The sequence below is a fragment of the Bariatricus massiliensis genome, assembly GCF_900086725.1.
Classification (GTDB): domain Bacteria; phylum Bacillota; class Clostridia; order Lachnospirales; family Lachnospiraceae; genus Allocoprococcus; species Allocoprococcus massiliensis.
This window is the reverse complement of record NZ_LT574838.1, coordinates 94,465-119,837: the sequence shown is the minus strand read 5'-3', so window position 1 is coordinate 119,837 and position 25,373 is coordinate 94,465. Positions and strand designations below refer to the sequence as shown.

Below are 25,373 nucleotides of genomic sequence, written 5' to 3'. Positions count from 1 at the left end.
GTTATGCTATACTATAGGGTATAGCGGTGTGCGCCGGACTGGAAAAGGCGGCGTGCGCCCTGTTGGACAAAAGGAGGAGCAAGAAAATGATTTGGGCGAAAGAAGAGACCCTGCCAAGAGATGAGATTGAGAAAATCCAACTGGCAAAACTGAAGGAAACCGTATCCTATATATACGAAAAGGTTGCACCTTATCAGAAAAAGATGGATGAGGCGGGCATAAAACCGTCGGATATCCAGACACTTTCGGATTTGGGAAAATTACCTTTTACATACAAAGCGGATTTTAGAGACAATTATCCTGACGGCCTGTTCGCGGTGGATAAAAAAGAGATGGTCCGCTATCATGCCAGCAGTGGAACTACGGGGAAGCCGACGCTGGTGGGATATACAAGAAAGGACTTGGATGTCTGGCTTAACAATGTGGCGAGAATTGCCTGCATGGGAGGAGCCACGCCGGATGATGTGGCACAGATATCTTTCGGTTACGGGACTTTTACCGGGGCGCTTGGACTGCACGGCGGACTGGAGCAATTGGGAGCCACCGTCATTCCCATGTCCTCCGGCAACACCAATAAGCAGATTATGTTTCTACAGGATATGGGGGTAACATTGCTGGTAGCGACGCCTTCCTATGCACTGCATCTGGGGGAGGAGCTGCGCTCCCGCGGGATTGACCCGTCTAAGGATTTGAACGTTCATATCGGACTTTTCGGCGGCGAAGGCATGACGGAGCCTATGCGCGACGAGATGCACAAAGTCTGGGGGCCTCAGTTCGTGTGTACGCAGAATTACGGGATGAGTGAACTGTGCGGCCCCGGAGTGTCAGGTGAATGTACTGAGCTGTGCGGCATGCATATTAATGAAGACTGGTTCATACCGGAAATTATCGACCCGGATACCGGGGAGGTGCTTCCACCCGGCGAGCTGGGGGAACTGGTCGTCACCTGTCTGGGGAAAGAGGCGCTTCCTCTGATCCGTTACCGCACGGGTGATTTGACAAGGCTGATGTATGAGCCGTGCAAATGCGGACGTACTACCTGCCGCATGGAGAATTTGTCAGGACGTGCGGATGACATGCTTGTTATCCGTGGAGTCAACGTATTCCCGGGACAGATTGAGGAAGTTCTATTTAAGATCGCGGAAATAGGGCCTCATTATGAAATCGTAGTGGAGCGTAAGAATAGGCTGGACGTCATGACAATTACCGTAGAATTGATAGATGACAGGCTGCTTGACAGCTATACAAAGCTGAGCGAGCTTGAGAAGCGAATCAAGTCTGGCCTTAAGTCTCAGCTTGGTCTGGCGACTAATATAGAGCTGGTTGCGCCGCACACGCTTCAGCGCTTTGAGGGTAAGGCAAGAAGAGTAACAGATTTACGAAAGGACGGATTATAAAATATGTCAGAGAGAAAAGTTATTATGCTGGGAAATGAAGCCATTGCCCGGGGAGCTTATGAGGCGGGCGTGAAAGTATCCGCATCATATCCGGGAACGCCCAGCACGGAGATCAGTGAGAACTTAGTACAATATAAAGACGCGCTTTACGCAGAGTGGGCGCCTAATGAAAAGGTTGCTACGGAGGTGGCAATCGGGGCAAGTGTGGCCGGTGTACGGGCTATGGCATGCATGAAGCATGTAGGATTGAATGTGGCTTCCGACCCGCTTTACACGGTTTCCTACATGGGAGTGAATGGCGGCCTTGTCTTATTTGTCGCAGATGATCCGGGTCTTTACAGTTCTCAGAATGAGCAGGATACGAGAATGGTAGCGAGGGCGGCACAGGTGCCGGTAATAGAGCCTTCGGACAGCGGGGAAGCCAAAGATTATGTGAAAATAGCTTACGAGATCAGCGAGCAGTTCGACCGTCCGGTGATATTCAGGACGACAACAAGACTGGCACATTCACAGGGGCTTGTGGAGCTTTATGACAGGATAGAAGTGGAAGATAAGCCTTATGTAAAGAACGTTCAGAAGACAGTCATGATGCCGGGCAATGCCAAGCTCCGCCATGTCGAAATTGAAAAACGCAACTTGGAGCTTGCAGAAGCTGTCAATACGATGTCGATCAATAGAGTCGAGATGAGAGATACGCAGATAGGTGTCATTACAAGCGGAATTCCTTATCAGTATGTAAGGGAGGCCCTTCCGGAGGCTTCGGTCCTGAAGCTTGGCATTGTCAATCCTCTGCCGAGAAAGCTGATAGAAGAGTTTGCCTCAAAGGTAGATACGCTCTATGTGGTGGAGGAATTGGATCCAGTCATTGAGGAGCAGGTGAAATCTTGGGGAGTTCCGGTTATCGGCAAGGAAATTTTTACGGTTCAGGGCGAGTACAGTGCCAATATGCTGCGGACGGCTATCCTGAAACAAGAATTGGATGCTGCTAAGCCTGCGCAGGCGCCGGGACGTCCGCCTATACTCTGTCCAGGATGTCCTCACAGAAGTGTTTATTATGTACTGAACAAGCTGAAACTGCATGCGGCCGGAGACATCGGATGCTATACACTGGGGGCGGTAGCTCCTCTAAGCGTGGTGGACACTACGATTTGCATGGGTGCAAGTATCTCCAGCCTTCACGGTATGGAAAAAGCAAAGGGAAAAGAGTATATCAAGAATTGGGTAGCCGTTATCGGGGACTCGACCTTCTTACATACGGGCGTCAATTCCCTCATGAACATGATGTATAATAAAGCGACCGGAACCGTGATGATACTGGATAATTCTACCACCGGGATGACCGGGCACCAAGACCATGCCGCCACCGGAAAGACTTTGCAGGGAGACCCCACATGGGCAATCAATATTCCGGAACTGTGCCGGGCGATTGGCGTGAAGAACGTGATAGAGGTCAATGCTTTTGATTTAGAAACCTTGGAGAGGACCGTCAAAGAGGAAGTGGCGAAGGACGAGGTTTCTGTTATCATCACAAAGACTCCGTGCGTGCTGCTTACCAAGGGAAAGAAGCCTTTGTACCGGGTAGTTCCAGATAAGTGCAAAAAATGTGGAATGTGCATGAAGCCGGGATGTCCTGCCATGACAAGGGCAGAAGACGGGACGATTCGTATTGACGATACCATGTGTACAGGATGCGGTCTGTGTGATTCACTCTGTAAATTCGGAGCAATTGAGCTGGTAAAGGAAGGTGACAGATAATGGCAGCAAAAAATATTATGATTGTCGGTGTGGGCGGCCAGGGTACTCTGCTTACCAGCCGTATTTTAGGAGGGCTTGCCATCGGAGCTGGTTATGATGTGAAGCTTTCAGAAGTGCACGGTATGGCCCAGCGGGGTGGCAGTGTCGTTACCTTCGTGCGCTACGGCGAGGAAGTGGCAGAACCGATCGTTGAGGAGGGGCAGGCAGATGTGTTGATCGCATTCGAACGTCTGGAAGCACTCCGGTATGCTCATTTCCTGAAAAAGGACGGGGCGCTTGTCGTAAATGATTGGAGAATTGACCCGATGCCGGTTGTAATCGGAGCAGCCCAATATCCGGAAGGAATTTTGGAGCAGCTGAGAGAGACATACAGCGTCTACTCGGTGAATGCGACGGATGAGGCCAAGAAGCTGGGCTATTCAAGGACTTTTAATTTAATCGTTCTGGGGCTGGCGGCACAGCATATGGATTTTACAAGGGAACAGTGGTATGAAGTGATTGAACGTACTGTTCCTCCAAAAACAGTCGAAATAAATAAGCAGGCATTCGATGTGGGCTACAGCTTATAGGAGGTGGCAGGATGATCAAGCAGTTATCTGTATTTGTGGAAAATAGAACGGGGAGTCTTTATAGAGTGACCAACGAATTGACGGAGGGCGGAATCAACATCCGTGCAATCGCGTCCTTTGACACCCCCGATTTTGCTATCTTAAGGCTGGTAGTCGACAACACAGAGGAAGCTAAGGTATATTTGACGAGCAAAGGATTCGTTGTGCGGATTCATGAAGTGATGGGCGTAGAACTTGAAGATAAGCAGGGCAGCCTTAACAATATGCTGGGAATCCTTGCGGACAATGAAATCAGCCTGAACTATATATACTCTTTTATCATAAGGAACGGAAAAGCGCCGGTCATGGTTTTTGCCACGGACGATTACGACAGAGCGGCGGCAGTGTTGGAAAAAGCCGGAGTTAAGATGGTGGAAGAGGAAGAGTTATAGAAAAGAGACAGGAGAAGAGAAAGACAATGGAATGGAAAGAAAGAATCAGAGATCCAAAAGCAGAATGTGCCAGCCGAGATGAAATGATGACGCTGCAGGGCAGGAAGCTTGTAGATCTTGTCAACAGAGTATATGGAAAGGTGCCTTTTTATACCAAGAAGATGAAAGAAATGGGTGTTGAGCCCGGAGATATCAAAGGGATTGAGGATATTGTGAAGCTTCCTTTTACAACGAAGGAAGATTTGCGCGCGAATTATCCATTTGGACTTTTAGCGGTGCCTCAAAGTGAAGTAGCGAGGGTGCAGGGCTCATCCGGTACGACCGGAAAGCTCACTCTGGCTTCCTATACTCAGAACGACGCGGATCTTTGGGGAGAATGTGTGGCCAGATGTCTGACGATGGCGGGACTTACCGCGGAGGACAGGATTCATGTATGTTATGGATACGGCCTATTCACAGGCGGAATGGGACTGGATCTGGGGGCGAGGGCTCTGGGAGCGATGGCAATCCCTATGTCAGCGGGAAATACCCAGCGTCAGATGATGTGCATGGAGGATTTCGAAGCTACGGCATTTGCGTGCACCCCTTCCTATGCGCTTCATTTGGCAGAATCTATGGCCGAGGCCGGTGTGGTCGACCGCTTGAAAATTAAAGCAGGAATCCACGGAGCCGAGCCGTGGACAGAAGAAATGCGGAAGAAAATCGAAAGTATACTTCACATCAATTGTTTTGACATTTACGGACTTTGTGAGGTGTTAGGGCCAGGTGTGGCACAGGACTGTATCCACCATGCCGGACTTCATGTCCACCATGACCATTTTTATCCGGAAGTGCTGGATCCGCAGACTCACGAGGCCTGTGCCGAAGGAGAGACCGGAGAACTTGTCTTTACTACACTTTCTAAGGAAGCCATGCCATTGATTCGTTACCGCACAAAGGATTTGACAAGTATCACTTACGACACTTGTGAGTGCGGCAGGACAACCCCTAGAATCTCTAAATTCAAGGGACGTACGGATGATATGAAGGTTATCCGTGGAGTGAATGTGTTCCCGACACAGGTGGAGACTGCGCTGCTTAAGATGGGCGGCGACGTGGCACCGCATTATATGATGATTGTGGACAGAGAGAACAATATGGATACATTGACTGTCATGGTCGAAGTAGATGAGAGATTCTTCTCCGATGAAATCCGTCAGCTGGATAATCTGAAGAAAGAGATTGGAGCTGTGCTGAAACAGGCGCTGGGGATTGCCGTTATCGTCAAGCTGGTTGAGCCAAAAACTATCGAGCGGAGTGAAGGCAAAGCAAAACGTGTCATTGACCGCAGAAATCTGGTTTAAGGGGGAAAAGAAAATGACCATCAAACAATTATCTGTATTTTTAGAGAACCGTTCCGGACGGCTGGATGAGGTACTCAATATTCTGGGCAGCAATGAGGTAAATATTGTGGCCTTAAGTCTGGCGGACACTTCGGATTACGGGATGCTCCGCATGATTGTAAATAATCCGCAGAAGGGGCGCGCTGTCCTGAAAGAGGCAGGGATTACCGCCATGCTTACGGATGTGGTGGCTCTGCGTGTACCTCATGCCACCGGCTCCCTTGCCAAGGCGATGCACCAAATCGTGGAAGGTGAGATCAATGTGGAATATATGTATGCCTTCGCCAATGGCGAGGACGCTTCTGCTGTCATAAAGAGTGACGACCCACTGAGAGTTGTAGATATCTTAAGGGGCAGCGGGTTCGACGTATGGGATGAAGAGGCGGCTTATAAGGCAAATTTGAGCATTAATTAAAGAGAAAGATGACTGCACGTTATGTGCAGACGACGCTATCATAAAAAAAGAGGGAACCGCTTGAAGCGGTTCCCTCTTTCATCTCATTTCATGTATTGCTTTTAAATATTTAAACTAAATTTACATATATAAAAGGTACATTAAATTTTGATTAGATTAATGTTACATTGACAGCCTGAGGTCCCTTTGCGCCCTGAGTAACTTCAAACTCAACTGCCTGACCTTCCTCCAATGATTTGAAACCATCCATGTTTAATCCACTGTAATGTACGAATACATCATTACCGGACTCATCTGAAAGGAATCCATAGCCTTTTTGGTTGTTGAACCATTTTACTGTACCTTTACTCATCTTAATACCTCCATAAAAAATCATAGACAGCACGCATACATGCTGTCCATTTGTGATACATGATACTTGTTAAAAATAGCATGTTTTTATGAAAATGTCAATACATTTGAAAATTTTAGGGTTTTTTAATTGTAACAATTGACGAAATAAACTACAATAATAAAAGTATCAAATTGGAGGAACACTAGATGAGAATATCGACGAAAGGAATCTATGCCCTTGAGATTATTACAGACTTAGCGATGCACTCAGGGGAAGAATCTTTGGAGAGCTTAAAGAATATTGCCGGACGGAGAGGGCTGTCCGAAAAATATCTGGAGCGTATTGTGAAGGGGATGAAGGAGAGCAAGCTGGTCACCAGTGTGCGGGGAGCTAAGGGAGGATACTGTCTGGCGCGGGATGCTTCTAAGATAACGGTGAAAGAAGTGCTCATGGCGGCGGAGGGGGAATTGGCCCCTGTTGCCTGCCTGACGAAGGAGACAGACTGCGGTATTGACTGCGAGTCATGTCCCACGCGAGGTGTATGGGGCGAGATATGGGAAGGTATCCTTATGACGGCAGATTCTGTAAGTGTGCAGGACATTATTGACGAGGTTCGGCGCAGCTGATATGAAGAAGAATGAAAAATAAATATTGACAGACGGATATTGTAGGTGTATAAGTATATTACACAATACATATCTGTTTAGTAGGAATTAAAAAATAAGCAGTATCGGAGCGTATGATAATGAAGATATCTACAAAAGGAAGATATGGTCTGCGTGCACTAGTGGATTTGGCCGCAAATGCCCAGGATAGTCCTCTGGCCTTGGCTGAGATAGCGGGCAGGCAGAAGATTTCCCTGAATTATCTGGAGCAGGTTTTTGGAACACTGCGGAAGGCCGGGATAGTCAGGAGTGTCAAGGGTCCAAGCGGAGGTTATATGCTTGGGAGAGACGCGGCTCAGATAACGGTAGAAGAAGTGCTGCGGGCGCTGGAAGGAGAATTTTCGATTGCTCCGCAAGAACCCGGACAGGAGCCGGATCTTGTGCAGCGGGCGATTCAGCGGCTTGTGTGGGATAGAATCGACGAGAAGGTAAATGAAATCCTTACGTCCAAATCATTGGCGGCATTAGTCACTGAATATCAAGGGCTGAAGCAGGCGAGTGATAATATGTATTATTTATAGGCGGAAAGTAGTCTGCTGCATATAGTGCAGAAGATTTCACGCCCTAAAAACCTACTAAAACAATAAGTGTTGTAATAAAGAAGAAAGAAGGGCCATAATATGGAGGAAAGAAGACAGCTTAGATTTGAGACATTACAGTTACATGCAGGACAGGAAGTTCCGGATCCTGCGACCGGGGCCAGAGCAGTACCCATTTATCAGACAACATCCTATGTATTCGCGGACTGCGGGGAAGCGGCAGGGCGGTTCGGACTTTCTGAGGGCGGCAACATATATGGGCGTCTTACCAATCCGACACAATCCGCATTTGAAGAGCGGATGGCAGCACTGGAAGGAGGCGTTGCGGCGCTTGGGGTGGCCTCGGGAGCGGCTGCGATTACTTACACTTTCCAGAATCTTGCCAAAGCAGGTGACCACATTGTGGCCTCTCAATACATATATGGAGGGACTTATAATCTTTTGGCCCATACGCTGGAAACACAGGGAATCACCACTACCTTCGTGAACCCCGATGAAGAGGGCAGCGTGGAAGCGGCGATTCAAGAGAATACCAAGGCTGTATTTGTGGAGAGCATCGGGAATCCGAACGGTAATTTAGTAGATTTGGAGAAGATAGCAGAGACTGCCCACAGCCATGGAATTGCAGTGGTGGTAGACAGTACGTTCGCCACACCGTATCTGTTCAGGCCGCTGGAGCATGGAGCCGATATCGTGGTACATTCGGCCACCAAATTTATCGGGGGCCACGGGACCACACTGGGAGGGGTGATTGTGGACGGAGGAACCTTTGACTGGAAAGCTTCCGGCAAATATCCCCAGATTACAGAGCCGGATCCCAGCTATCACGGCATCCGGTTTTATGACGCTGTGGGGGCTGCTGCCTTTGTGACAAGAATCCGGGCAGTCATTCTGAGGGATACGGGGGCTACGCTGGCTCCACTTCACGCATTTTTGCTTTTGCAGGGACTTGAGACACTTTCCCTCAGAGTAGAGCGGCATGTACAAAATGCGTTAAAAGTAGTAGAATATTTAAAGAACCATGAAAAAGTGGATAAGGTCAATCATCCCTCACTGCCGGACAGTCCTTACCAAGAATTGTATCAGCGTTATTTTCCGGAGGGAGGAGCGTCTATCTTTACGTTTGAGATGAAAGGCGGGGCCGAGGAAGCAAAAGCATTTATAGATAAACTGCAGATATTCTCTCTTCTGGCTAATGTGGCTGATGTAAAATCACTTGTCATTCACCCGGCCAGCACGACCCACTCCCAGATGACGGAGGAGGAGCTTGCCGCATCCGGCATTAAGCCGAACACCGTCCGCCTTTCCATCGGAACAGAACACATAGACGACATATTGTACGATCTTAATCAGGCACTTGAATGATTTGAAGAAAGGAAGAAAAATAATGGGCAAAATATATAAAAACGTGTCAGAATTGATTGGCCGGACGCCTCTTCTAGAGGTGGCTGGAATTGAGAAGGAAGCGGGGCTGAAGGCTAGACTGCTGGTGAAGCTTGAGATGTTTAACCCGGCGGGAAGCGTGAAGGACCGGGTGGCAAGGAAGATGATTGAAGATGCAGAAGCACAGGGTGTGGTGAAAGCCGGCGCTACTATTATTGAACCCACTAGCGGCAATACTGGGATTGGCCTTGCCGCCGTGGCGGCATCCAAAGGATACCGGGCAATCCTGACCATGCCTGAGACCATGAGCATCGAGCGGCGGAAACTGCTCATGGGCTACGGAGCAGAAATTGTTTTGACAGACGGGAGCAAGGGGATGCAGGGAGCTATCGAAAAAGCCGCACAACTTGCACAGGAGATAGACGGTGGTATAGTCCTCGGCCAGTTTGTGAATCCATCCAACCCGGAGGCGCACAGGGAGACAACAGGGCCGGAGATTTGGGAAGACACCGAAGGAAGACTTGACATTTTTGTTGCCGGGGTCGGTACCGGCGGTACGATAACCGGGAATGGACAGTATCTGAAGGAAAAGAATCCCCAGATACAGATTGTGGCAGTAGAGCCGGAAGGTTCTCCCGTATTATCCGGCGGCAGGCCGGGACCTCACGGTCTGCAGGGAATAGGTGCAGGCTTCGTACCTGACATTCTGGATACGGATATTTATGACGAAATATTCAAAGTGTCCGATGCAGAAGCGTATGAAGCAGTAAAACTGCTGGCACAAAAAGAAGGAATCCTTGCAGGAATATCTTCCGGCGCCGCACTGCATGCAGCGATACAATTAGCCCGCAGGGACGAAAACCGGGATAAGATGATTGTGGCGCTGCTCCCCGATACAGGAGAGCGTTATCTCTCCACTCCGCTTTATGATTAACTGCACACTTTATTCTATGTTTGCAGGAAGAAAATGAATAAGACCTGTCAAATGGTGGGATATTAGTCTAAAACCATCTTTGGCAGGTCTTTTTGCTGTATAATACAAGATGAAGAGGAAAATATTTTGGAGGTATTCAAGCAATGATTTACACGGTAACCTTTAATCCTTCTCTGGATTACGTCGTTCAGATGGAGCGTCTGACACCGGGGGAGATCAACCGTACAACGGTGGAACATGTGTATCCGGGAGGGAAGGGCGTGAATGTGTCCGTCGTTCTTTCCAATCTTAAAGTGAAAAGCCGGGTTCTGGGATTTAAGGCTGGGTTTACGGGAGACAATCTGGAGCATATGCTGGAAAAATTCGGGTGTGATACGGACTTGATACTGCTTAAAGATGGATTTACAAGAATAAATGTTAAGATTAATGCCGGAGAGGAGACTGAAATCAATGGACAAGGCCCCTTTATCGGGGAAGATGATTTAAAAAACCTTTATGTAAAACTGGACTTACTAAAAGAGGGAGACATTCTCGTGCTGGCTGGCAGCATTCCCGGTACCCTTCCGTCGGATGTATATGAACAGATTATGTGCCGGCTTCAAGGAAGAGGGATTCGTTTCGTAGTGGATGCGACCAAGGACTTACTGCTGAATGTGTTGAAATACCGGCCATTTCTTATCAAACCGAATAATCATGAGCTGGGAGAGATGTTTGGCAGGAACTTGGAAGATGAAGATGAAATCATAACACATGCCAAGAAGCTGCAAAGTATGGGAGCTGAGAATGTACTCGTTTCCATGGCCGGTGACGGAGCCATTCTGGCGGCAGAAAATGGAGAAATCTATAAAAGCAGGCCTCCGAAGGGCAAAGTCGTGAATTCTGTAGGCGCCGGCGATTCCATGGTGGCCGGTTTTTTGACGGGCTGGCTGAACACAGGAGATTATAAAAAGGCGTTTCAGCTTGGCATTGCGGCTGGCAGTGCATCGGCATTCTGCTCTTGGCTGGCAGGAAGGGAAGAGATAGAGGCATTACTAAAAGAGCCGGCTTAGACGCCGGTTTGGCAGGAGGGAAGGAACAAACAAGTATGAAGATCACGGACTTATTGAAGAAGGAGAGTATCGAGCTAAATGGAGCGTCCGTCTCAAAAAAGGATATCATTGATCAGATGGTAAGCCTTATGGAGAAGGGTGGCAATTTGAACGATGTAGAAGAATATAGAGAGGCTGTGTATGCCAGAGAAGAGGAAGGGACTACCGGGATTGGCGAGGGGATAGCGATTCCCCACGGGAAAACAGCGGCAGTCAGTGCGCCCGGACTTGCGGCCATGGTTGTGCCGGAAGGCGTGGATTATGACTCTCTGGACGGAGAGCCGGTGCACCTTCTATTTTTAATTGCAGCCCCCAATACGGAAGATAACGTGCATCTGGAAGTACTGAGCCGCCTTTCCATGCTTCTCATGGATGAAGAATTCCGAAACAGGCTGAGAAATGCAGAAAGTGTTGAAGAATTCTTGGCATATGTAGATACGGCGGAGAAGGAAAAGTTTCAGGAGGACAAGGGGACAAAAGGACGTATTCAGATACTGGCGGTCACCGCATGCCCCACCGGCATCGCCCATACCTATATGGCTGCGGAAGGTCTGGAAAGCAAGGCGAAAGAGCTGGGGGTTACTATCAAGGTCGAGACCAACGGTTCCGGAGGTGCAAAAAATGTGCTGACAGCGGAAGAGATTGCCGCCTGTGACTGCATTATCATCGCCGCGGATAAAGATGTGGCGATGGCACGGTTCGACGGAAAGCCGGTGCTTTCGGCAAAGGTATCCGACGGAATCAATAAGGCACAGCAGTTGATTCAACGGGCCATGAGCGGCGAGGTACCTGTCTATCACAAGAAGGATGGAGAGGAAGCTGATGTGTCTGGCATGGATGAGAGCATAGGAAGACGGATATACAAAAGTCTGATGAATGGTGTTTCTCATATGCTTCCGTTTGTCATCGGCGGCGGTATCTTGATTGCGCTGTCTTTTCTATTCGATGGGGCAAATGCCGGAACAGATGTGTTTGGGCACGGTACACCGCTGGCGGATTTCTTTCATACGGTGGGAAATGTGTCATTCGGTATGATGTTCCCTATTCTAGCGGGATATATTGCCATGGCTGTCGGTGACAGGCCGGCGCTGATGCCGGGAATCGTGGGAGGACTGCTTGCCAAATCCGGTACTTCATTGTTTCTGGCGGAGGAAGCTTGGATATCTTCAGGGTTCTTTGGCGCGTTGATTGCAGGATTTGCCGCGGGATATTTGATGCTGGGCCTTAAAAAGTTGTTTGCGAAGCTACCAAGGGCGCTGGAAGGAACAAAGCCGGTACTGTTGTATCCATTTTTTGGAATTGTACTCATAGGCGCATTTATGATATTTCTTGTAAATCCCCCTGTTGGAGCATTCAATGACTGGCTCAACGGTGTGCTGGCAGGGATGGGAGAGTCCAGTAAAGTGCTGTTAGGAGCCGTGCTTGGAGGCATGATGGCCGTGGATTTTGGCGGACCGTTCAACAAAGCATCTTATGTGTTCGGCACTGCGTCAATAGCCAGCGGCCAGTTTGACATTATGGCGGCTGTTATGATTGGCGGCATGGTCCCTCCGATAGCAATAGCCCTCGGAACCACATTTTTTAAGAGAAGGTTCACAAAAAGTGAGAAACAGACTACAGTGACCAACTATATTATGGGGCTGTCTTTTATTACTGAGGGGGCCATTCCTTTCGCGGCAGCAGACCCACTCCGCATTATCCCGCCCTGTATTGTAGGGTCAGGCATTGCAGGCGCATTGTCCATGGCATTCGGCTGTGGCTCGAGGGCGCCCCATGGCGGTATTTTTGTAATCGGTATTATTGACCATCCGATGCAGTATCTGGTAGCATTGGTTGTAGGGGCAGTTGTAGCGATGGCCGGGATCGTGCTGCTAAAAAAACCGCTTCCGGAGGAAAAGAAATAAAAAGAGCAGGAGAATAGAATTATGAAAGAATTTAAGTATGTAATCAAAGACGAACAGGGAATCCACGCAAGACCGGCAGGAATGCTGGTGAAAGAACTGGGCAGAAAAAAATCTAACATCACGATTCAAAAAATCGGAGACGACCGTGTGGTCAATGCGAAGAGTATTATGGCTGTCATGAGCCTTGGGGTCAAGAAAGATAATGAAGTGCTGATCACTGCGGATGGAGGGGACGAAGAAGAAGCAATTCAGGCGGCAGAGAAAATTCTGACTGAGAATCTGTAGAGATACAACGTGGCAGGAATCACGCTGCAGTGGGCGCTGAAAGGAAGAATAGGATGATCACATTAAAGGGAAAAAGTGTATTTGGCGGAGTGGCGATTGGAAGGCTTGCCTTCTATAAGAGAGCGGAACCGAAAATAAAAAGACATCACATTGAAGATGTCCATGCAGAAATCAGAAGATTCGAAGAGGCGAAAGGGCAGGCGCTCCATCAGCTTCAAGAGCTTTATGACAAGGCTATGGGGGATGTGGGAGAAGCCAATGCCATGATTTTTGAAGTTCATCAGATGATGCTTCAAGATTTCGATTATATAGAATCTGTAAAGAATATTATCACGGCGCAGGAGGTGAACGCAGAATATGCTGTCGGGACTACCGGCGACAACTTTGCGCAGATGTTCGCTTCCATGGATGACGCTTATATGCAGGGAAGAGCGGCGGACGTCAAAGATATTTCGAACAGGCTTGTCAAGATACTGACCGGGCGGGCTGAAGGGGGAATCAAGACAGATGAGCCGGTCATTGTCGCGGCAGATGATTTGGTTCCTAGTGAAACAGTGCAGCTGGATAAAGAAAAGGTGCTCGGATTTGCCACGATGTACGGCTCTGCCAATTCTCATACCGCCATACTGGCGAGGACGATGAATATTCCGGCGGTCATTGGTCTGGGAGAAGATTTGTCAAAGGAATATGACGGGAAGTACTGCATCGTAGATGGTTTTTCCGGGACAGTCTTTATTGAGCCAAATGAAGAGATTTTGAGGATGATGACGGAGAAAAGAGAAGAAGATCTTAGGCGAAAAGCACTTCTGAACGAATTGAAGGGAAAAGAAAATGTAACTTTATCGGGCAGGAAAATCAATGTCTATGCCAATATAGGCAATCTGGCCGATGTTGGAGCCGTGCTCAAAAATGACGCAGGGGGCATCGGGTTATTCCGCAGTGAATTTTTGTATTTGGAGAATGAGACATTCCCCAGTGAGGAGCAGCAGTTTCAAGTATACAGGCAGGTGGCAGAAAATATGGCGGGGAGAAAGGTGATTATCCGTACATTGGATATCGGCGCCGACAAGCAGGCCCCATATTTTCATTTGGATAAAGAGGAGAACCCTGCGCTGGGATACAGGGCTATCCGTATCTGCCTGACAGAGCCCGATATTTTTAAGACACAGCTCCGCGCATTGTACCGGGCCTCGGCTTATGGGCAGATCGCGATTATGTTTCCTATGATTATTTCCGTGGAAGAAGTTCGGAAAATTAAAGCGATTATAAAGGAAGTGAAGGCAGAGCTAAAAGAAACGGGGATTGCCTACCGTGATGATGTGGAGACGGGAATTATGATTGAGACGCCGGCGGCGGTCATGATCAGCCGGGAGCTGGCGAAAGAAGTGGATTTCTTCAGTATAGGTACGAATGACCTGACGCAGTACACACTTGCCATAGATAGGCAGAATGAGAAGCTGGATTCATTTTATGACCCGCATCATCCGGCAGTACTCGCCATGATCAAGATGGCCGCCGACAATGCCCATGCAGAAGGGAAATGGATAGGTCTCTGCGGCGAATTGGGGGCAGATCTTACACTGACGGAGACATTTCTGGAGATGGGTTTGGATGAGCTGTCGGTATCCCCTGCCATGGTGCTTCCGCTCCGCAAAAAAATCAGGGAAATAAGATAGTTTACTTTCCTTCTGTTTTTTGGTAAACTCTATTTGTTGTCTAGAAATCAAATGGGCAGCCGGATATCCGGAGGTGAGAGAACCGGATAGGATACAGCATGTTGCGGAGGAGGAAAACACATGTTAGAAAAACTATTCAAATTGAAAGAAAACAACACGAATGTAAAGACGGAGGTATTGGCTGGAATTACGACCTTTATGACTATGGCGTACATTTTAGTAGTTAACCCCAGCATTCTGGCGGCCGCGGGCATGGATCAGGGAGCAGTGTTCACTGCGACAGCCGTGGCATCTTTACTCGGTACCGTATGTATGGCATTGTTCGCCAATTATCCGTTTGCGCTGGCGCCGGGTATGGGGCTGAATGCATATTTTGCTTACACGGTAGTTATCGGTATGGGGTATAGCTGGCAGGTAGCATTGACGGCTGTATTTGTGGAAGGTATTATCTTTATTATACTTTCTGTGACCAACGTGCGGGAAGCAATCTTCAACGCCATTCCGAAGAACTTAAAGGCTTCTGTAGGTGTGGGAATTGGTCTGTTCATCGCGTTTATCGGACTGCAAAATGCAAAGATCGTAATCAGCGGTTCTACACTTATTCAGTTGTTTTCAGTAGATGGCTATAATGAAGCGTACGGTGTAGCCGCAAGCTTTAATGATGTGGGCATTACAGTACTTTTGGCGATAGTGGGGGTCATCATCACTGCAGTTTTGGTCGTTAAGGATGTGAAAGGAAATATTCTGTGGGGCATATTGATTACATGGTTTTTAGGGATTATCTGCCAGTTTACAGGGCTTTATGTCCCGAATCCGGAGCTTGGATTTTATGGGCTTCTCCCTGATTTCAGCGCAGGTATCTCAATACCGAGCCTTGCGCCGGTTTTCGCCAAACTTGATTTTTCCAATGTATTTTCACTGCAGTTTATTGTAGTAATCTTTGCTTTTTTATTTGTAGACTTATTTGATACGCTGGGAACATTGATAGGTGTTTCTTCCAAGGCGGGGATGCTTGATAAAGACGGTAAGCTTCCGAGAATTAAAGGCGCTTTGATGGCAGACGCTGTTGCGACGACAGCGGGGGCAGTGCTTGGAACTTCTACGACCACTACATTTGTGGAAAGTGCCTCTGGTGTGTCAGAAGGCGGCCGTACAGGGCTGACTGCGATTACGACAGCAATACTTTTTGGACTGTCCTTGTTCCTTTCCCCGATTTTTTTGGCAATTCCGTCCTTTGCCACAGCGCCTGCGCTGATTGTAGTAGGATTCTATATGCTCACGAATGTAGTGAACATTGACTTCTACGACTATAGTGAGGCAATCCCATGCTATATCTGTATTGCGGCGATGCCGTTCTTTTACAGTATTTCCGAAGGTATTTCCATGGGAGTTATTGCTTATGTGGCAATTAACCTTTTGACTGGGAAAGTGAAAGAAAAGAAAGTAAGTATACTGATGTATGTACTTGCAATCCTATTTATATTGAAATACATTTTCTTATAGGACGAGAACCGCATAGTTGTTGAGTATTTGTCTATTATTCTTTAAACCGTCAATAAATCTCTGGGTATCAGGGATATATTGACGGTTTGATTTTGTGTGGATGTAGATTCACTGTTCAGTTATTTACAACAAAGTCTAAAACATATTCGTGTAACTGTTCAAGAGCCTGTGCTTCAACGGGATAATGGCTTCCATTATTCAATACTTTTATTGTTACAGGCACGTTTTTTATCTTTTCTAAAAATAATTGACTCAGATGAAGGGGAGTCCAATTATCTTTTTCAGGCTGTGTTAAAAGAATAGGGCACACGTTAAAGTCTTCTGGTTCAATTTCTGGTTTATACGTCATATAGGAATAAATAAATTTCATTGGAACGCTGTTTCCCGCCGATGTTTTGTCCGATAACATTTCTTTTAAACACTGCTCATCGTTACATAATGCGGACATTTTAGAGCATATTGACATTTTCATTCTCATTCTTCCGAATCCCAATTTTACAGATAGACAAGCTAATGATGTTCCCAAATGTCCCCAGAAAGCGTTGTTGGTTGTCTCGTTGCGGACTTGCTGATTCCTTTGGTCAAGAAATGTCATACCAATAATTCCATGGACTCTTTTATTCTTACATGCAATATGGTATGTTTCCATCCCACCGGCGGACAATCCATAAAGAAAAATTGGACGGCTGTCTCTTGATAACTCATAATCAATATAATCGTTTCCTAATTGTACCCACTCATCATAAGTTACGGTAGTGCTCTGCCTGATTTCTGTCATACCATATAAAGGCATATCTAATGCAACAATTTCATACCCATCAAGTGCCAGAGGTTTACCTATAATTGTACTCATCTGTCGTCCATTGGTACCTACTCCGTGAAACAATATAATTTTCGCAGATGCTTCAGGGTTCCTAAATGTATCTAAATGAACAATGTTACTATGCCATTGCCAGTATTCTTCCCCGGGCAGATCTTTTCCATTAAGGTGATACTTCTCCGGAAGATAACTCATTATTTTCTCCCAATTTTTTTGTTCTGAATAATACATATTATACCTCCATGATTTTATAAGTTTAAACATATAAACGTTTATGGCTTTAAAATACATCTCCATCAATGGAGATGTATTCACATTGTCTGTTCTATATCTTTTTCAATGGATACTGTCAGCTCTTTTAAAAGATTTAGTGCGGGTTTCAAATTCAAGCGGTAGTATCTTTCTTTTCCTTCTTGGCGGACGGTTACTAAATCAGCATCTAATAAAAGTTTAAGATGATGTGATACAGCAGGGCGGGAGAGTGATAGCTTTTCTGTTAATGAGGAAACACTTAATTCTTTGTTCTCAAATAACAACTGTGTAATTTCCTGCCGTCTTTCATCCTGAAGCATTGAAAAAATAGGAACACACTTTTTCATATAGAGCATTGTTCGTTGACTCATAGTGACTCCTTCTATTATACGTTTATAAGTTTAAACATATATTAACATTTTGCTATATTGTTTTCAAGAGAAAGATAAAATTTCTTTGTTTGTTATAAGGGAACCCTTTATTGGCCAATCCTAAATTAAAAGGCAGATGTCCCGAGGCGAGACATCTGCCTTTTTGTTTGCTTTTGGAAACTGGCGTTTCCGTTTGAGAGATAAGAACTGTTAGATTTGAGAGATAAAACAGTTCTTTGGAGGGTAACAATCTATAGTATAGTCCGTTGGGACTTCAATTCCTTTTATGTTATCTACTATACAGAACAATTGTGTCAAGAATATGACCTTATAATAAAAGGATTATAAAATTTCCAAAGAAATTCTTAAGCCGGGTTAAAGAAATATAAATTTGACTGTAAGGCAGGTATACTAGTATAATAGAAGAAATATGAAACATCAGGGTAACCTGTGGGAAGGGAGTCGCAAGATGAAGGTAATATTAGTGAACGGAAGTCCGAATAAGGCGGGATGTACATATACGGCATTGACGGAGATCGAGAAGGTATTGGTGGAAGAGGGGATAGAGACAGAGATTTTCCATATTGGCACGGAGCCGCTGGCAGGCTGTATAGGATGTGGTGTCTGCCGGGAGAACAAGCGGTGTTTCCGGAATGACAGTGTCAATAAATTTGTGGAAAAAGCGGAGTCCGCCGACGGATTTATCTTTGGTTCTCCGGTACATTATGCATCGGCATCGGGGGCTATCATTTCTTTTATGGACCGTGCGTTCTATGGGAAAAAGGATATTTTCAAAAATAAACCGGCAGCGGCAGTCGTGAGCCTCAGAAGAGGCGGTGCGACTGCCAGTATGGATCAGCTTAATAAATATTTTTCCATAAGCTGCATGCCGATTGTATCGTCTCAGTACTGGAATATGGTGCATGGCAACAAGCCGGAAGAAGTTCTTCAGGATTTGGAGGGACTTCAGACCATGCGTACCCTAGGGCGCAATATGGCTTGGCTTCTTAAGTCTATTGAGTGTGGAAAGAAAGCAGGGCTTGGGCTGCCAGTGCAGGAAACACCGGTAGCGACCAATTTTATTCGTTAGGAAGGCAGCAGGGAATAAGACATGAATTTACTGACAATGGAGGGAATCACCAAATCTTACACAGACAGAATTTTGTTGGAGCAGGTGGATTTCAGCATAAATGAGAATGAAAAAATCGGAGTGATCGGTATCAACGGTATGGGGAAATCCACACTTTTGAAGATTGCGGCGGGGATAGAAGGATATGATTCCGGGAAAATCAGCATGGGGAATCAGATAAAGATATGTTATCTGCCGCAGGCGCCGGTTTTTTCTGCCGGAGTCACGGTACTTCAGGCAGCGGTGGAGGGCAACGTAGATGAGCTGAATCAGTGGAGCATCGAAGCCGACGCAAAGTCTATGCTGCATAAGCTCGGATTCACCAATTACGAGGAAAAGACAGAGCACATGTCAGGCGGGCAGCGCAAACGGATTGCGTTGGTCAATACTCTTTTGACAAAAGCGGATATTTTAATTTTGGATGAACCCACCAACCATTTGGACAATGCCATGTCAGAATGGCTTGAGGAGTATCTGATAAATTTTAGAGGGGCCATACTGATGGTGACCCATGACCGGTATTTTTTGGACCGCGTGGCGGGCCGTATCGTCGAGGTAGATAAAGGAAAACTCTACAGTTATTCCGGGAATTATTCGGAATTTGTGCGGCTGAAGGCAGAGAGACAGAACATGGAGCTTGCAACAGAGCGGAAGCGCAAGACGCTGCTCAGGACAGAGCTTGAGTGGCTTCACCGCGGCGCGAGAGCCAGAAGTACAAAGCAGAAGGCTCATATTGACCGGATAAAGGCGATGCAGGAGATTCGGGATATAGAGGAAGAAAAGAGAGTTGTTATGGATTCTGTGGCTTCGAGGATGGGCAATAAAACCATCGAGCTCACTGGAATTACGAAAGCTTATGGCGAAAAGAAGCTGATAGAGGATTATTCTTATATATTTCTCAGGAATGACAGAATTGGAATTATCGGGCCTAATGGATGTGGCAAAAGTACGCTGCTGAAGATTATCAAGGGAATCGTGCCGCCGGATGCCGGAACGGTGGAGATAGGGCAGACCATCCGTATGGGCTATTTCTCGCAAGAGAATGAATATATGGATGAATCTCTGCGGGTAATCGATTATGTGAAGGAAGTGGGAGAATATATTGCTACCTCTGAGGGAAAGATTACAGCTTCCCAGATGCTGGAACGCTTTTTGTTTGACGGCGCTATGCAGTGGTCTTTGCTTGAGAAGCTTTCCGGCGGGGAAAAAAGAAGACTTTATCTGCTGAGGATTTTGATGGGCGCGCCCAATGTACTTATTCTCGACGAGCCTACCAACGATTTGGATATCCAGACACTGACTATTTTAGAGGACTATTTGGACCGGTTTGACGGCATCATTATTATAGTGTCCCATGACAGGTATTTTCTGGACCGTATGGCCAGCCGGATATTTTCTTTTGAAGGAAACGGAAGGATACGGCAGTATGAAGGTGGTTATTCAGATTATCTTATAAAGAAAGAGTTAGAATGCCCGCAGGAGATGGAGGCTGCGAAAGCCGTGGGCAGTTCAAGCGGCCGTATGGCAGAAGGCGGAGAATTGGTGCAGGAGGAGAAGCCGTCGTGGAAACAGCATGAGAAGAAACTTAAATTTTCGTATAAAGAACAGCGGGAATTTGAAGTGATAGATGATGAAATTGCTGAGCTGGAGGAAAAGATTTCCGCGCTGGAAGCGGGGATAGCCGCCAACGCAAGCAATTACGGGAAACTGAACCAGCTTATGCAGGAGAAAGAAGCCCGTGTAGAAGAGCTGGAGGAAAAGATGGACCGCTGGGTGTATTTGAATGATTTGAACGACAAGATACAAGCGGAGAAAGAAAATCAGGGGTGAGATTATGAATCAAGAAGAACGTCTTAATTATCTGGTCAAAGAATTGATTGATGAGGAAGATGAGCTAAAAGAAGTGGAAATTCCCGAAGATTATCAGGAAAAGAGACGTCTGCTCAGAGCGCTCATGAATATTAGAATGCCGAAAAAGGCATCAAGGAAATTCTTAAAGATTCAGGATGAATTTCTTCAGGAGGAGGCGGAGGATAAAGGCATTATCTATGCAGAGAATCTGCCGGCGGCCTCAGAGCGGCGCAGGGGTTCCAAGGTCAGGAATGCCAATAAGATGGTATTGTGGCAGGGAGATATCACGCGCCTTGCGTGCGACGCGATTGTGAATGCTGCGAACGCTAGGCTCCTCGGCTGTTTTGTGCCCAACCACGGATGTATTGACAATGCGATTCATTCGGCGGCGGGAATCCAGCTCAGAGAAGAATGTGCCCGTATTATCGAGCAGCAGGATGACGAGGAACCGATTGGTCAGGCGAAAATCACCAGAGCCTATAATCTTCCCTGTGATTATGTGCTTCACACAGTAGGCCCTATCGTTCAAGGCGAGGTCACGGAGGAACAGAAGCAGGAGCTAAAGTCCTGTTATGAATCATGTCTGAAGCTTGCTGAAAAATATCATCTGGAGTCAGTTGCGTTTTGCTGTATCTCTACCGGAGAATTTCATTTTCCAAATGAAATGGCGGCAGAGATTGCGATTGGCACTATAGATGAATTTCTGGATACGGCAGTCCATGTAAAAAAAGTGATTATCAATGTATTCAAAGAAGAAGATTATAAGATTTATGACCGGTTATTCCGGTAGTATGGATAGGATATAAACATAAAGATGCTGTTTTTTCAACTATATACTAAATTTCAGGAGGACTTCAATTATGTGGAATCGACAAGAATTAAAATTTCGAGGTAAGCAGGCTTTTCAACGCAATTATGGATGTGCGGTGGGAGTGGCGTTGATCATGACGCTTGTCTCGGGGGAATTGACTTCAAGTGGCAACAATGTGAGACAATATGTGGACTACACTTCATCAGGCAGTGGTCATTATAGCACTCATGTATGGAGTATAGGGAACTGGAGATGGTTCGGGAACGACGGCTTCATCTCTGCGGCGGTGGCGGGGCTTTTAAGCCTGATTGCGATAGCAGTGGCAGTCTGCGTGCTTTTATTCGGTGTGTTTGTGGGCAATGTGCTGGAAGTTGGCGGAAAGAAGTTCTTTATCCTTAATCAGAATGGGCGTCCCGGAATGGGAGCCATGCTGGAAGGATTCCGCTCCGGCCATTATGGGAATCTGGTACTGACCATGTTTCTCAGAGACTTGTTTATCTTTCTCTGGTCATTGTTACTGTTTGTGCCGGGGATTATAAAGTATTATGAGTATTTGATGGTGCCCTATATTCTCTCCGAGAATCCGGGCATGAACAGAGAAGAAGCATTTTTGATCAGCAGACAGATGATGAACGGACAAAAATGGGAGACATTTGTTTTGGATCTCTCTTATCTGGGCTGGTATATTTTATCTGCGTTTACCTGTGGGCTTCTGGCCATTTTTTATGTGAATCCGTACAAGGAGGCAACTTTTGCCGAACTTTATGCCGCTAACAGGTATAAGGCGTATCAAGAGGGATATATTAGATAATCTTTAGGGAAGGATAAGAGGTAGATGAAGCCTAGAAAACATATAAAAAAGGCCGCCAGAAGGTCGCTGAAAAAACATTATCTTATTTTTGTTGTTGTGTGTATTGTGGCGGCATATATGGGCAGTGAGTTTACTAATTCATTAAATATGCTCAATATAACGCCGAGCGAGGAACAGGAGGCGGTTCCACCGGCTGATGAGACGCAGGGAGAGGTGAGAGGCGGTGTAGTTGTAAAGCAGAGCGGCCTTGTGGACGTACTTATGGATGCGCTGGCAGGGGACGAGAATAAAGAAGCATCTGCTGAAAAGAATAAGATACAAAACACAGATAATAAAAATGCAATTCTTGGGAGAAGCCGCGGGGTATTTGCCATGGCGGTCAATGCGGTTACTTCGGGGAGCATTTATGTTACATTGATTACTGCCGTCAGTTCCATGATTGGCTCCAGAGATCTAGCGGTACTGCTTCTCATCGCGATTGGTATGCTCTTGATGTTCGCTTTTTGGTTTTTTATAAAGAATATCGTTAAAGTTGTTTCAAGGAGAATCTTTTTAGAGGGGCGGACTTATGAAGCAGTGCCGATTAAACGTTTTTTATTCCTTTTGAGGGTAAAAAAGTGGAAAAAAGCAGCATGTACAATGTTTCTTGTATTTCTGTACCAAATGCTTTGGGATTTGACAATAATAGGAGGAATCATTAAGTATTTTTCTTATTTTATGGTTCCCTACATTGTGGCGGAGAATCCTGATATACGCGCCAGAGATGCTATAAAACTTTCTAGAAATATGATGAAGGGCCACAAATGGGAATGCTTTGTTCTCAGCATTTCCTTCATCGGCTGGAATTTTCTTGGCATCATAACGCTGGGTTTGTCGGATATTTTTTATACGAACCCATATAAGATTTGTACATACTGTGAATATTATGAACATATCCGGGAACTGGCGAGAGAACAGAAGATTGAGAACGCAGGACTATTAAATGACCGTTATCTATTCGAGAAGCCTGAACCGGAGGTAATCTCGGCAGTTTATTTGGATGTAAACACTGTTTTATCAAAACCGCCAAAAGAACTAAAGGAGCTGAAAGGGTTCCGCAAGTTTATTGCGGAGTGGTTCGGAGTCATTCTCCTCAACACAAAGGCGGAACAGGAATATGAGAAGAGTCAGGCTGAGAGAATACGGATACATGAGCTTAAGCAGGAGACAGAAGGGAAGGCATATCCGGGGCGGCTTTACCCGATACCGGAGACAGAGAAACGCAGGAGAGTGGAATCGCTATATTATATGCGCCATTACACTATATGGTCTCTGATTTTGTTATTCTTCAGCTTTGCCTTCATCGGCTGGGTGTGGGAAGTGAGCCTGCATCTAGTGTCCGACGGTGTTTTTGTGAATAGAGGAGTCCTTCATGGCCCTTGGCTTCCGATTTATGGAACGGGAGGTGTTCTTATCCTTGTGGTTTTGAACAAATTGCGTGCCCATCCAGCATTGGAGTTCGTATGTACCGTTGTGTTATGTGGGATTGTAGAATACAGTACCTCATATTATCTGGAGATGGCTCATGACGGTAAGAAGTGGTGGGATTATACGGGATATTTCCTGAATATCAACGGACGAGTCTGTGCGGAGGGACTGCTGGTATTCGGTATCGGGGGCATGGCAATCGTTTATCTTTTAGCCCCGCTTTTGGATAACCATATTAAAAAAATTAAGACGGGCATTCTGATTCCTATATGCGTCGTGCTTGTGATGACATTTTTGGCTGATCAAGTTTATTCTGGGAAGCACCCGAATGTAGGGAAGGGAATCACGGATTATCAGAGCAGGGCAGCAGTTTTGCGAACGATCACTTTATAAGTAAGAAAGCCTCGGCAGGTTTGCCGAGGCCTTTGTGTCTATTTGGCTGCTTCTTCTGCGAACTTTGTTGTTACAAGATCGCTGTACGGGGTGCGCTTTTCCAGTTCCCCTGCACTTTCCAGAATATCCTGAAGCAGGTCAAAGCTGCTTTCTTCAAAGACAAGGTCTTCTTTCCAAGTATCCTGATCATAATAACGTTTTACGATAGTAGTGATAGTGGCGAGGTCAGTTTCCTTGAACTGTGGCGCAATCACTTCGGCTATTTCCTCCGGAGTATGCGTCTGTACAAAATCCATGCCTTTCTGCAGCGCGTTTGTAAATTTTTGAACGATTTCAGGGTTTTTGTCCATGAAACTTTGTTTTGCGCTGTATGCGGTGTATGGTACATAACCAGAATCGACACCGAGAGAGGCAACTACATATCCTGCCTTCTCCTGCTCCAGAGCGGTAGCGCCAGGTTCAAATTCAACGGTGAAGTCGCCCTGACCGCCTGAGAATGCGGCGGCGGTAGAACCGAAATCGATGCCTTGGTCAATGTTGACGTCTTTTTCCGGGTCAATACCATTTTGCTTTAAAATGTATTCGAATACCATTTCCGGCATTCCGCCTTTACGTCCGCCCAGTACATCTTTCCCTTTTAAATCTGTCCAGGCAAAGTTATCCATTTCTTCTCGTGCCACCAAGAAGTTGCCGGCCCGCTGTGTGAGCTGGGCGAAGTTGACTATCACATCGTTGGCTCCTTCTTGATAGGTGTAGATGGAAGATTCTGAGCCCATGAAGCCGATATCGGCTTCTCCGGAAAGAACAGCGGTCATAACCTTATCGGCCCCGAACCCAGTGACTAATGTGAGGTCGATCCCCTCATCCTTAAAGTATCCCTTTTCTATTGCCACATACTGAGGGGCATAGAATATAGAGTGGGCCACCTCATTCAAAGTAACAGATACGGGTTTTTCTTCTTTTTGTTCCTCGGCAGTGCCCGCTGTTTTTTGGGTATCATCTTTAGAGGTGCATGCCGACAGAAGTCCTACTACAAAGACTGTAGCCAGCAGAACGCAAAATAAACGCTTTTTCATAATTGCCTCCTTGAAGCTTATATCTCTTTTAGCATATGCAGGGAAGTGTCCAATAGTTTCAAGGAAGGAGAATACAATTTAATGAATTTGTATCTTTTCATATCATTGACAGCAGAAATGCTGATTTCGTAT

General features: G+C 46.4%; 24 protein-coding genes. 20 read left to right on the top strand and 4 right to left on the bottom strand.

All coding sequences use genetic code 11. The annotated features are described in order from the left end of the window. The first annotated feature begins 86 nt into the window (after positions 1-86). The 6 genes from BN6465_RS12285 to BN6465_RS12260 are packed head-to-tail and all read left to right on the top strand — an operon-like array spanning position 87 to position 5,949. On the top strand, positions 87-1,397 hold the full coding sequence (locus BN6465_RS12285) for a phenylacetate--CoA ligase family protein (protein ID WP_066735676.1): 1,311 nt from the start codon (positions 87-89) through the stop codon (positions 1,395-1,397). 3 nt (positions 1,398-1,400) lie between these two features. Next, positions 1,401-3,152, top strand: coding sequence for an indolepyruvate ferredoxin oxidoreductase subunit alpha (gene iorA, locus BN6465_RS12280; protein ID WP_066735673.1), 1,752 nt, complete (start codon positions 1,401-1,403; stop codon positions 3,150-3,152). Beyond that, on the top strand, positions 3,152-3,721 hold the full coding sequence (locus BN6465_RS12275) for an indolepyruvate oxidoreductase subunit beta (protein ID WP_066735671.1): 570 nt from the start codon (positions 3,152-3,154) through the stop codon (positions 3,719-3,721). The genes iorA and BN6465_RS12275 overlap by 1 nt, the downstream gene beginning before the upstream one ends. Before the next feature lie 11 nt (positions 3,722-3,732). Next, entirely contained in the window at positions 3,733-4,152 is a 420-nt protein-coding gene (locus tag BN6465_RS12270) for an ACT domain-containing protein (RefSeq protein WP_066735668.1), read from the top strand. A gap of 26 nt (positions 4,153-4,178) precedes the next feature. Then, entirely contained in the window at positions 4,179-5,495 is a 1,317-nt protein-coding gene (locus BN6465_RS12265; RefSeq protein WP_066735665.1) for a phenylacetate--CoA ligase family protein, read from the top strand. 13 nt (positions 5,496-5,508) lie between these two features. Beyond that, positions 5,509-5,949 carry an ACT domain-containing protein gene (locus BN6465_RS12260; RefSeq protein WP_066735663.1) on the top strand — a complete coding sequence of 147 codons (441 nt, stop codon included), beginning with the start codon at positions 5,509-5,511 and terminating at the stop codon, positions 5,947-5,949. Positions 5,950-6,100: 151 nt separating this feature from the next. Here the strand turns inward: BN6465_RS12260 and BN6465_RS12255 are convergent, their stop codons facing one another. Further along, a complete protein-coding gene (locus BN6465_RS12255; protein ID WP_066735661.1) occupies positions 6,101-6,301 on the bottom strand; it encodes a cold-shock protein in 201 nt (66 codons plus the stop codon). A gap of 188 nt (positions 6,302-6,489) precedes the next feature. Here BN6465_RS12255 and BN6465_RS12250 point away from each other — a divergent pair, with 188 nt between their 5' ends. The 9 genes from BN6465_RS12250 (at position 6,490) to BN6465_RS12210 (ending at position 16,260) form a co-directional block, all read left to right on the top strand. Further along, positions 6,490-6,909 carry an RrF2 family transcriptional regulator gene (locus BN6465_RS12250; protein WP_066735659.1) on the top strand — a complete coding sequence of 140 codons (420 nt, stop codon included), beginning with the start codon at positions 6,490-6,492 and terminating at the stop codon, positions 6,907-6,909. A gap of 119 nt (positions 6,910-7,028) precedes the next feature. Further along, positions 7,029-7,469, top strand: a complete 441-nt coding sequence (locus BN6465_RS12245) for an RrF2 family transcriptional regulator (protein ID WP_066735656.1) — start codon at positions 7,029-7,031, stop codon at positions 7,467-7,469. Positions 7,470-7,568: 99 nt separating this feature from the next. Beyond that, the gene (locus BN6465_RS12240) at positions 7,569-8,852 is read left to right on the top strand and encodes an O-acetylhomoserine aminocarboxypropyltransferase/cysteine synthase family protein (RefSeq protein ID WP_066735654.1); all 1,284 of its coding nucleotides are present in this window, start codon (positions 7,569-7,571) and stop codon (positions 8,850-8,852) included. A 22-nt stretch (positions 8,853-8,874) separates the two neighbouring features. Further along, positions 8,875-9,804: a cysteine synthase A gene (gene cysK, locus BN6465_RS12235; RefSeq protein ID WP_066735651.1), complete on the top strand. Its 930-nt coding sequence runs from the start codon at positions 8,875-8,877 to the stop codon at positions 9,802-9,804. A gap of 143 nt (positions 9,805-9,947) precedes the next feature. Then, the gene (gene pfkB, locus BN6465_RS12230) at positions 9,948-10,853 is read left to right on the top strand and encodes a 1-phosphofructokinase (protein ID WP_066735648.1); all 906 of its coding nucleotides are present in this window, start codon (positions 9,948-9,950) and stop codon (positions 10,851-10,853) included. Between the two features lie 35 nt (positions 10,854-10,888). Further along, a complete protein-coding gene (locus BN6465_RS12225; RefSeq protein WP_066735645.1) occupies positions 10,889-12,796 on the top strand; it encodes a PTS fructose transporter subunit IIABC in 1,908 nt (635 codons plus the stop codon). Between the two features lie 21 nt (positions 12,797-12,817). Further along, positions 12,818-13,081: an HPr family phosphocarrier protein gene (locus BN6465_RS12220; RefSeq protein ID WP_066735642.1), complete on the top strand. Its 264-nt coding sequence runs from the start codon at positions 12,818-12,820 to the stop codon at positions 13,079-13,081. Positions 13,082-13,134: 53 nt separating this feature from the next. Next, positions 13,135-14,757, top strand: coding sequence for a phosphoenolpyruvate--protein phosphotransferase (ptsP, locus tag BN6465_RS12215; RefSeq protein WP_066735640.1), 1,623 nt, complete (start codon positions 13,135-13,137; stop codon positions 14,755-14,757). A 120-nt stretch (positions 14,758-14,877) separates the two neighbouring features. Continuing rightward, on the top strand, positions 14,878-16,260 hold the full coding sequence (locus tag BN6465_RS12210; RefSeq protein ID WP_066735633.1) for an NCS2 family permease: 1,383 nt from the start codon (positions 14,878-14,880) through the stop codon (positions 16,258-16,260). A 115-nt stretch (positions 16,261-16,375) separates the two neighbouring features. Here the strand turns inward: BN6465_RS12210 and BN6465_RS12205 are convergent, their stop codons facing one another. Next, positions 16,376-17,311 (bottom strand): alpha/beta hydrolase, encoded by a 936-nt coding sequence (locus tag BN6465_RS12205; RefSeq protein ID WP_066735631.1) that lies wholly within the window; start codon positions 17,309-17,311, stop codon positions 16,376-16,378. Positions 17,312-17,391: 80 nt separating this feature from the next. Continuing rightward, the gene (locus BN6465_RS12200) at positions 17,392-17,703 is read right to left on the bottom strand and encodes an ArsR/SmtB family transcription factor (protein WP_066735629.1); all 312 of its coding nucleotides are present in this window, start codon (positions 17,701-17,703) and stop codon (positions 17,392-17,394) included. A 469-nt stretch (positions 17,704-18,172) separates the two neighbouring features. On the opposite strand from BN6465_RS12200, the gene BN6465_RS12195 reads away from it, so the two are divergent. The 5 genes from BN6465_RS12195 (at position 18,173) to BN6465_RS12175 (ending at position 24,165) form a co-directional block, all read left to right on the top strand. Then, positions 18,173-18,793, top strand: a complete 621-nt coding sequence (locus BN6465_RS12195) for a flavodoxin family protein (RefSeq protein WP_066735628.1) — start codon at positions 18,173-18,175, stop codon at positions 18,791-18,793. Positions 18,794-18,814: 21 nt separating this feature from the next. Then, a complete protein-coding gene (locus BN6465_RS12190; protein ID WP_066735626.1) occupies positions 18,815-20,662 on the top strand; it encodes an ABC-F family ATP-binding cassette domain-containing protein in 1,848 nt (615 codons plus the stop codon). Between the two features lie 4 nt (positions 20,663-20,666). Continuing rightward, positions 20,667-21,473 carry a protein-ADP-ribose hydrolase gene (locus BN6465_RS12185; RefSeq protein ID WP_066735623.1) on the top strand — a complete coding sequence of 269 codons (807 nt, stop codon included), beginning with the start codon at positions 20,667-20,669 and terminating at the stop codon, positions 21,471-21,473. Between the two features lie 70 nt (positions 21,474-21,543). After that, positions 21,544-22,305 (top strand): DUF975 family protein, encoded by a 762-nt coding sequence (locus BN6465_RS12180; RefSeq protein ID WP_066735620.1) that lies wholly within the window; start codon positions 21,544-21,546, stop codon positions 22,303-22,305. A gap of 24 nt (positions 22,306-22,329) precedes the next feature. Further along, a complete protein-coding gene (locus tag BN6465_RS12175; protein WP_066735617.1) occupies positions 22,330-24,165 on the top strand; it encodes a DUF975 family protein in 1,836 nt (611 codons plus the stop codon). 38 nt (positions 24,166-24,203) lie between these two features. On the opposite strand, the gene BN6465_RS12170 is transcribed toward BN6465_RS12175, so the two are convergent. Continuing rightward, a complete protein-coding gene (locus BN6465_RS12170; protein ID WP_066735615.1) occupies positions 24,204-25,241 on the bottom strand; it encodes an ABC transporter substrate-binding protein in 1,038 nt (345 codons plus the stop codon). Between the last annotated feature and the right edge of the window lie 132 nt (positions 25,242-25,373).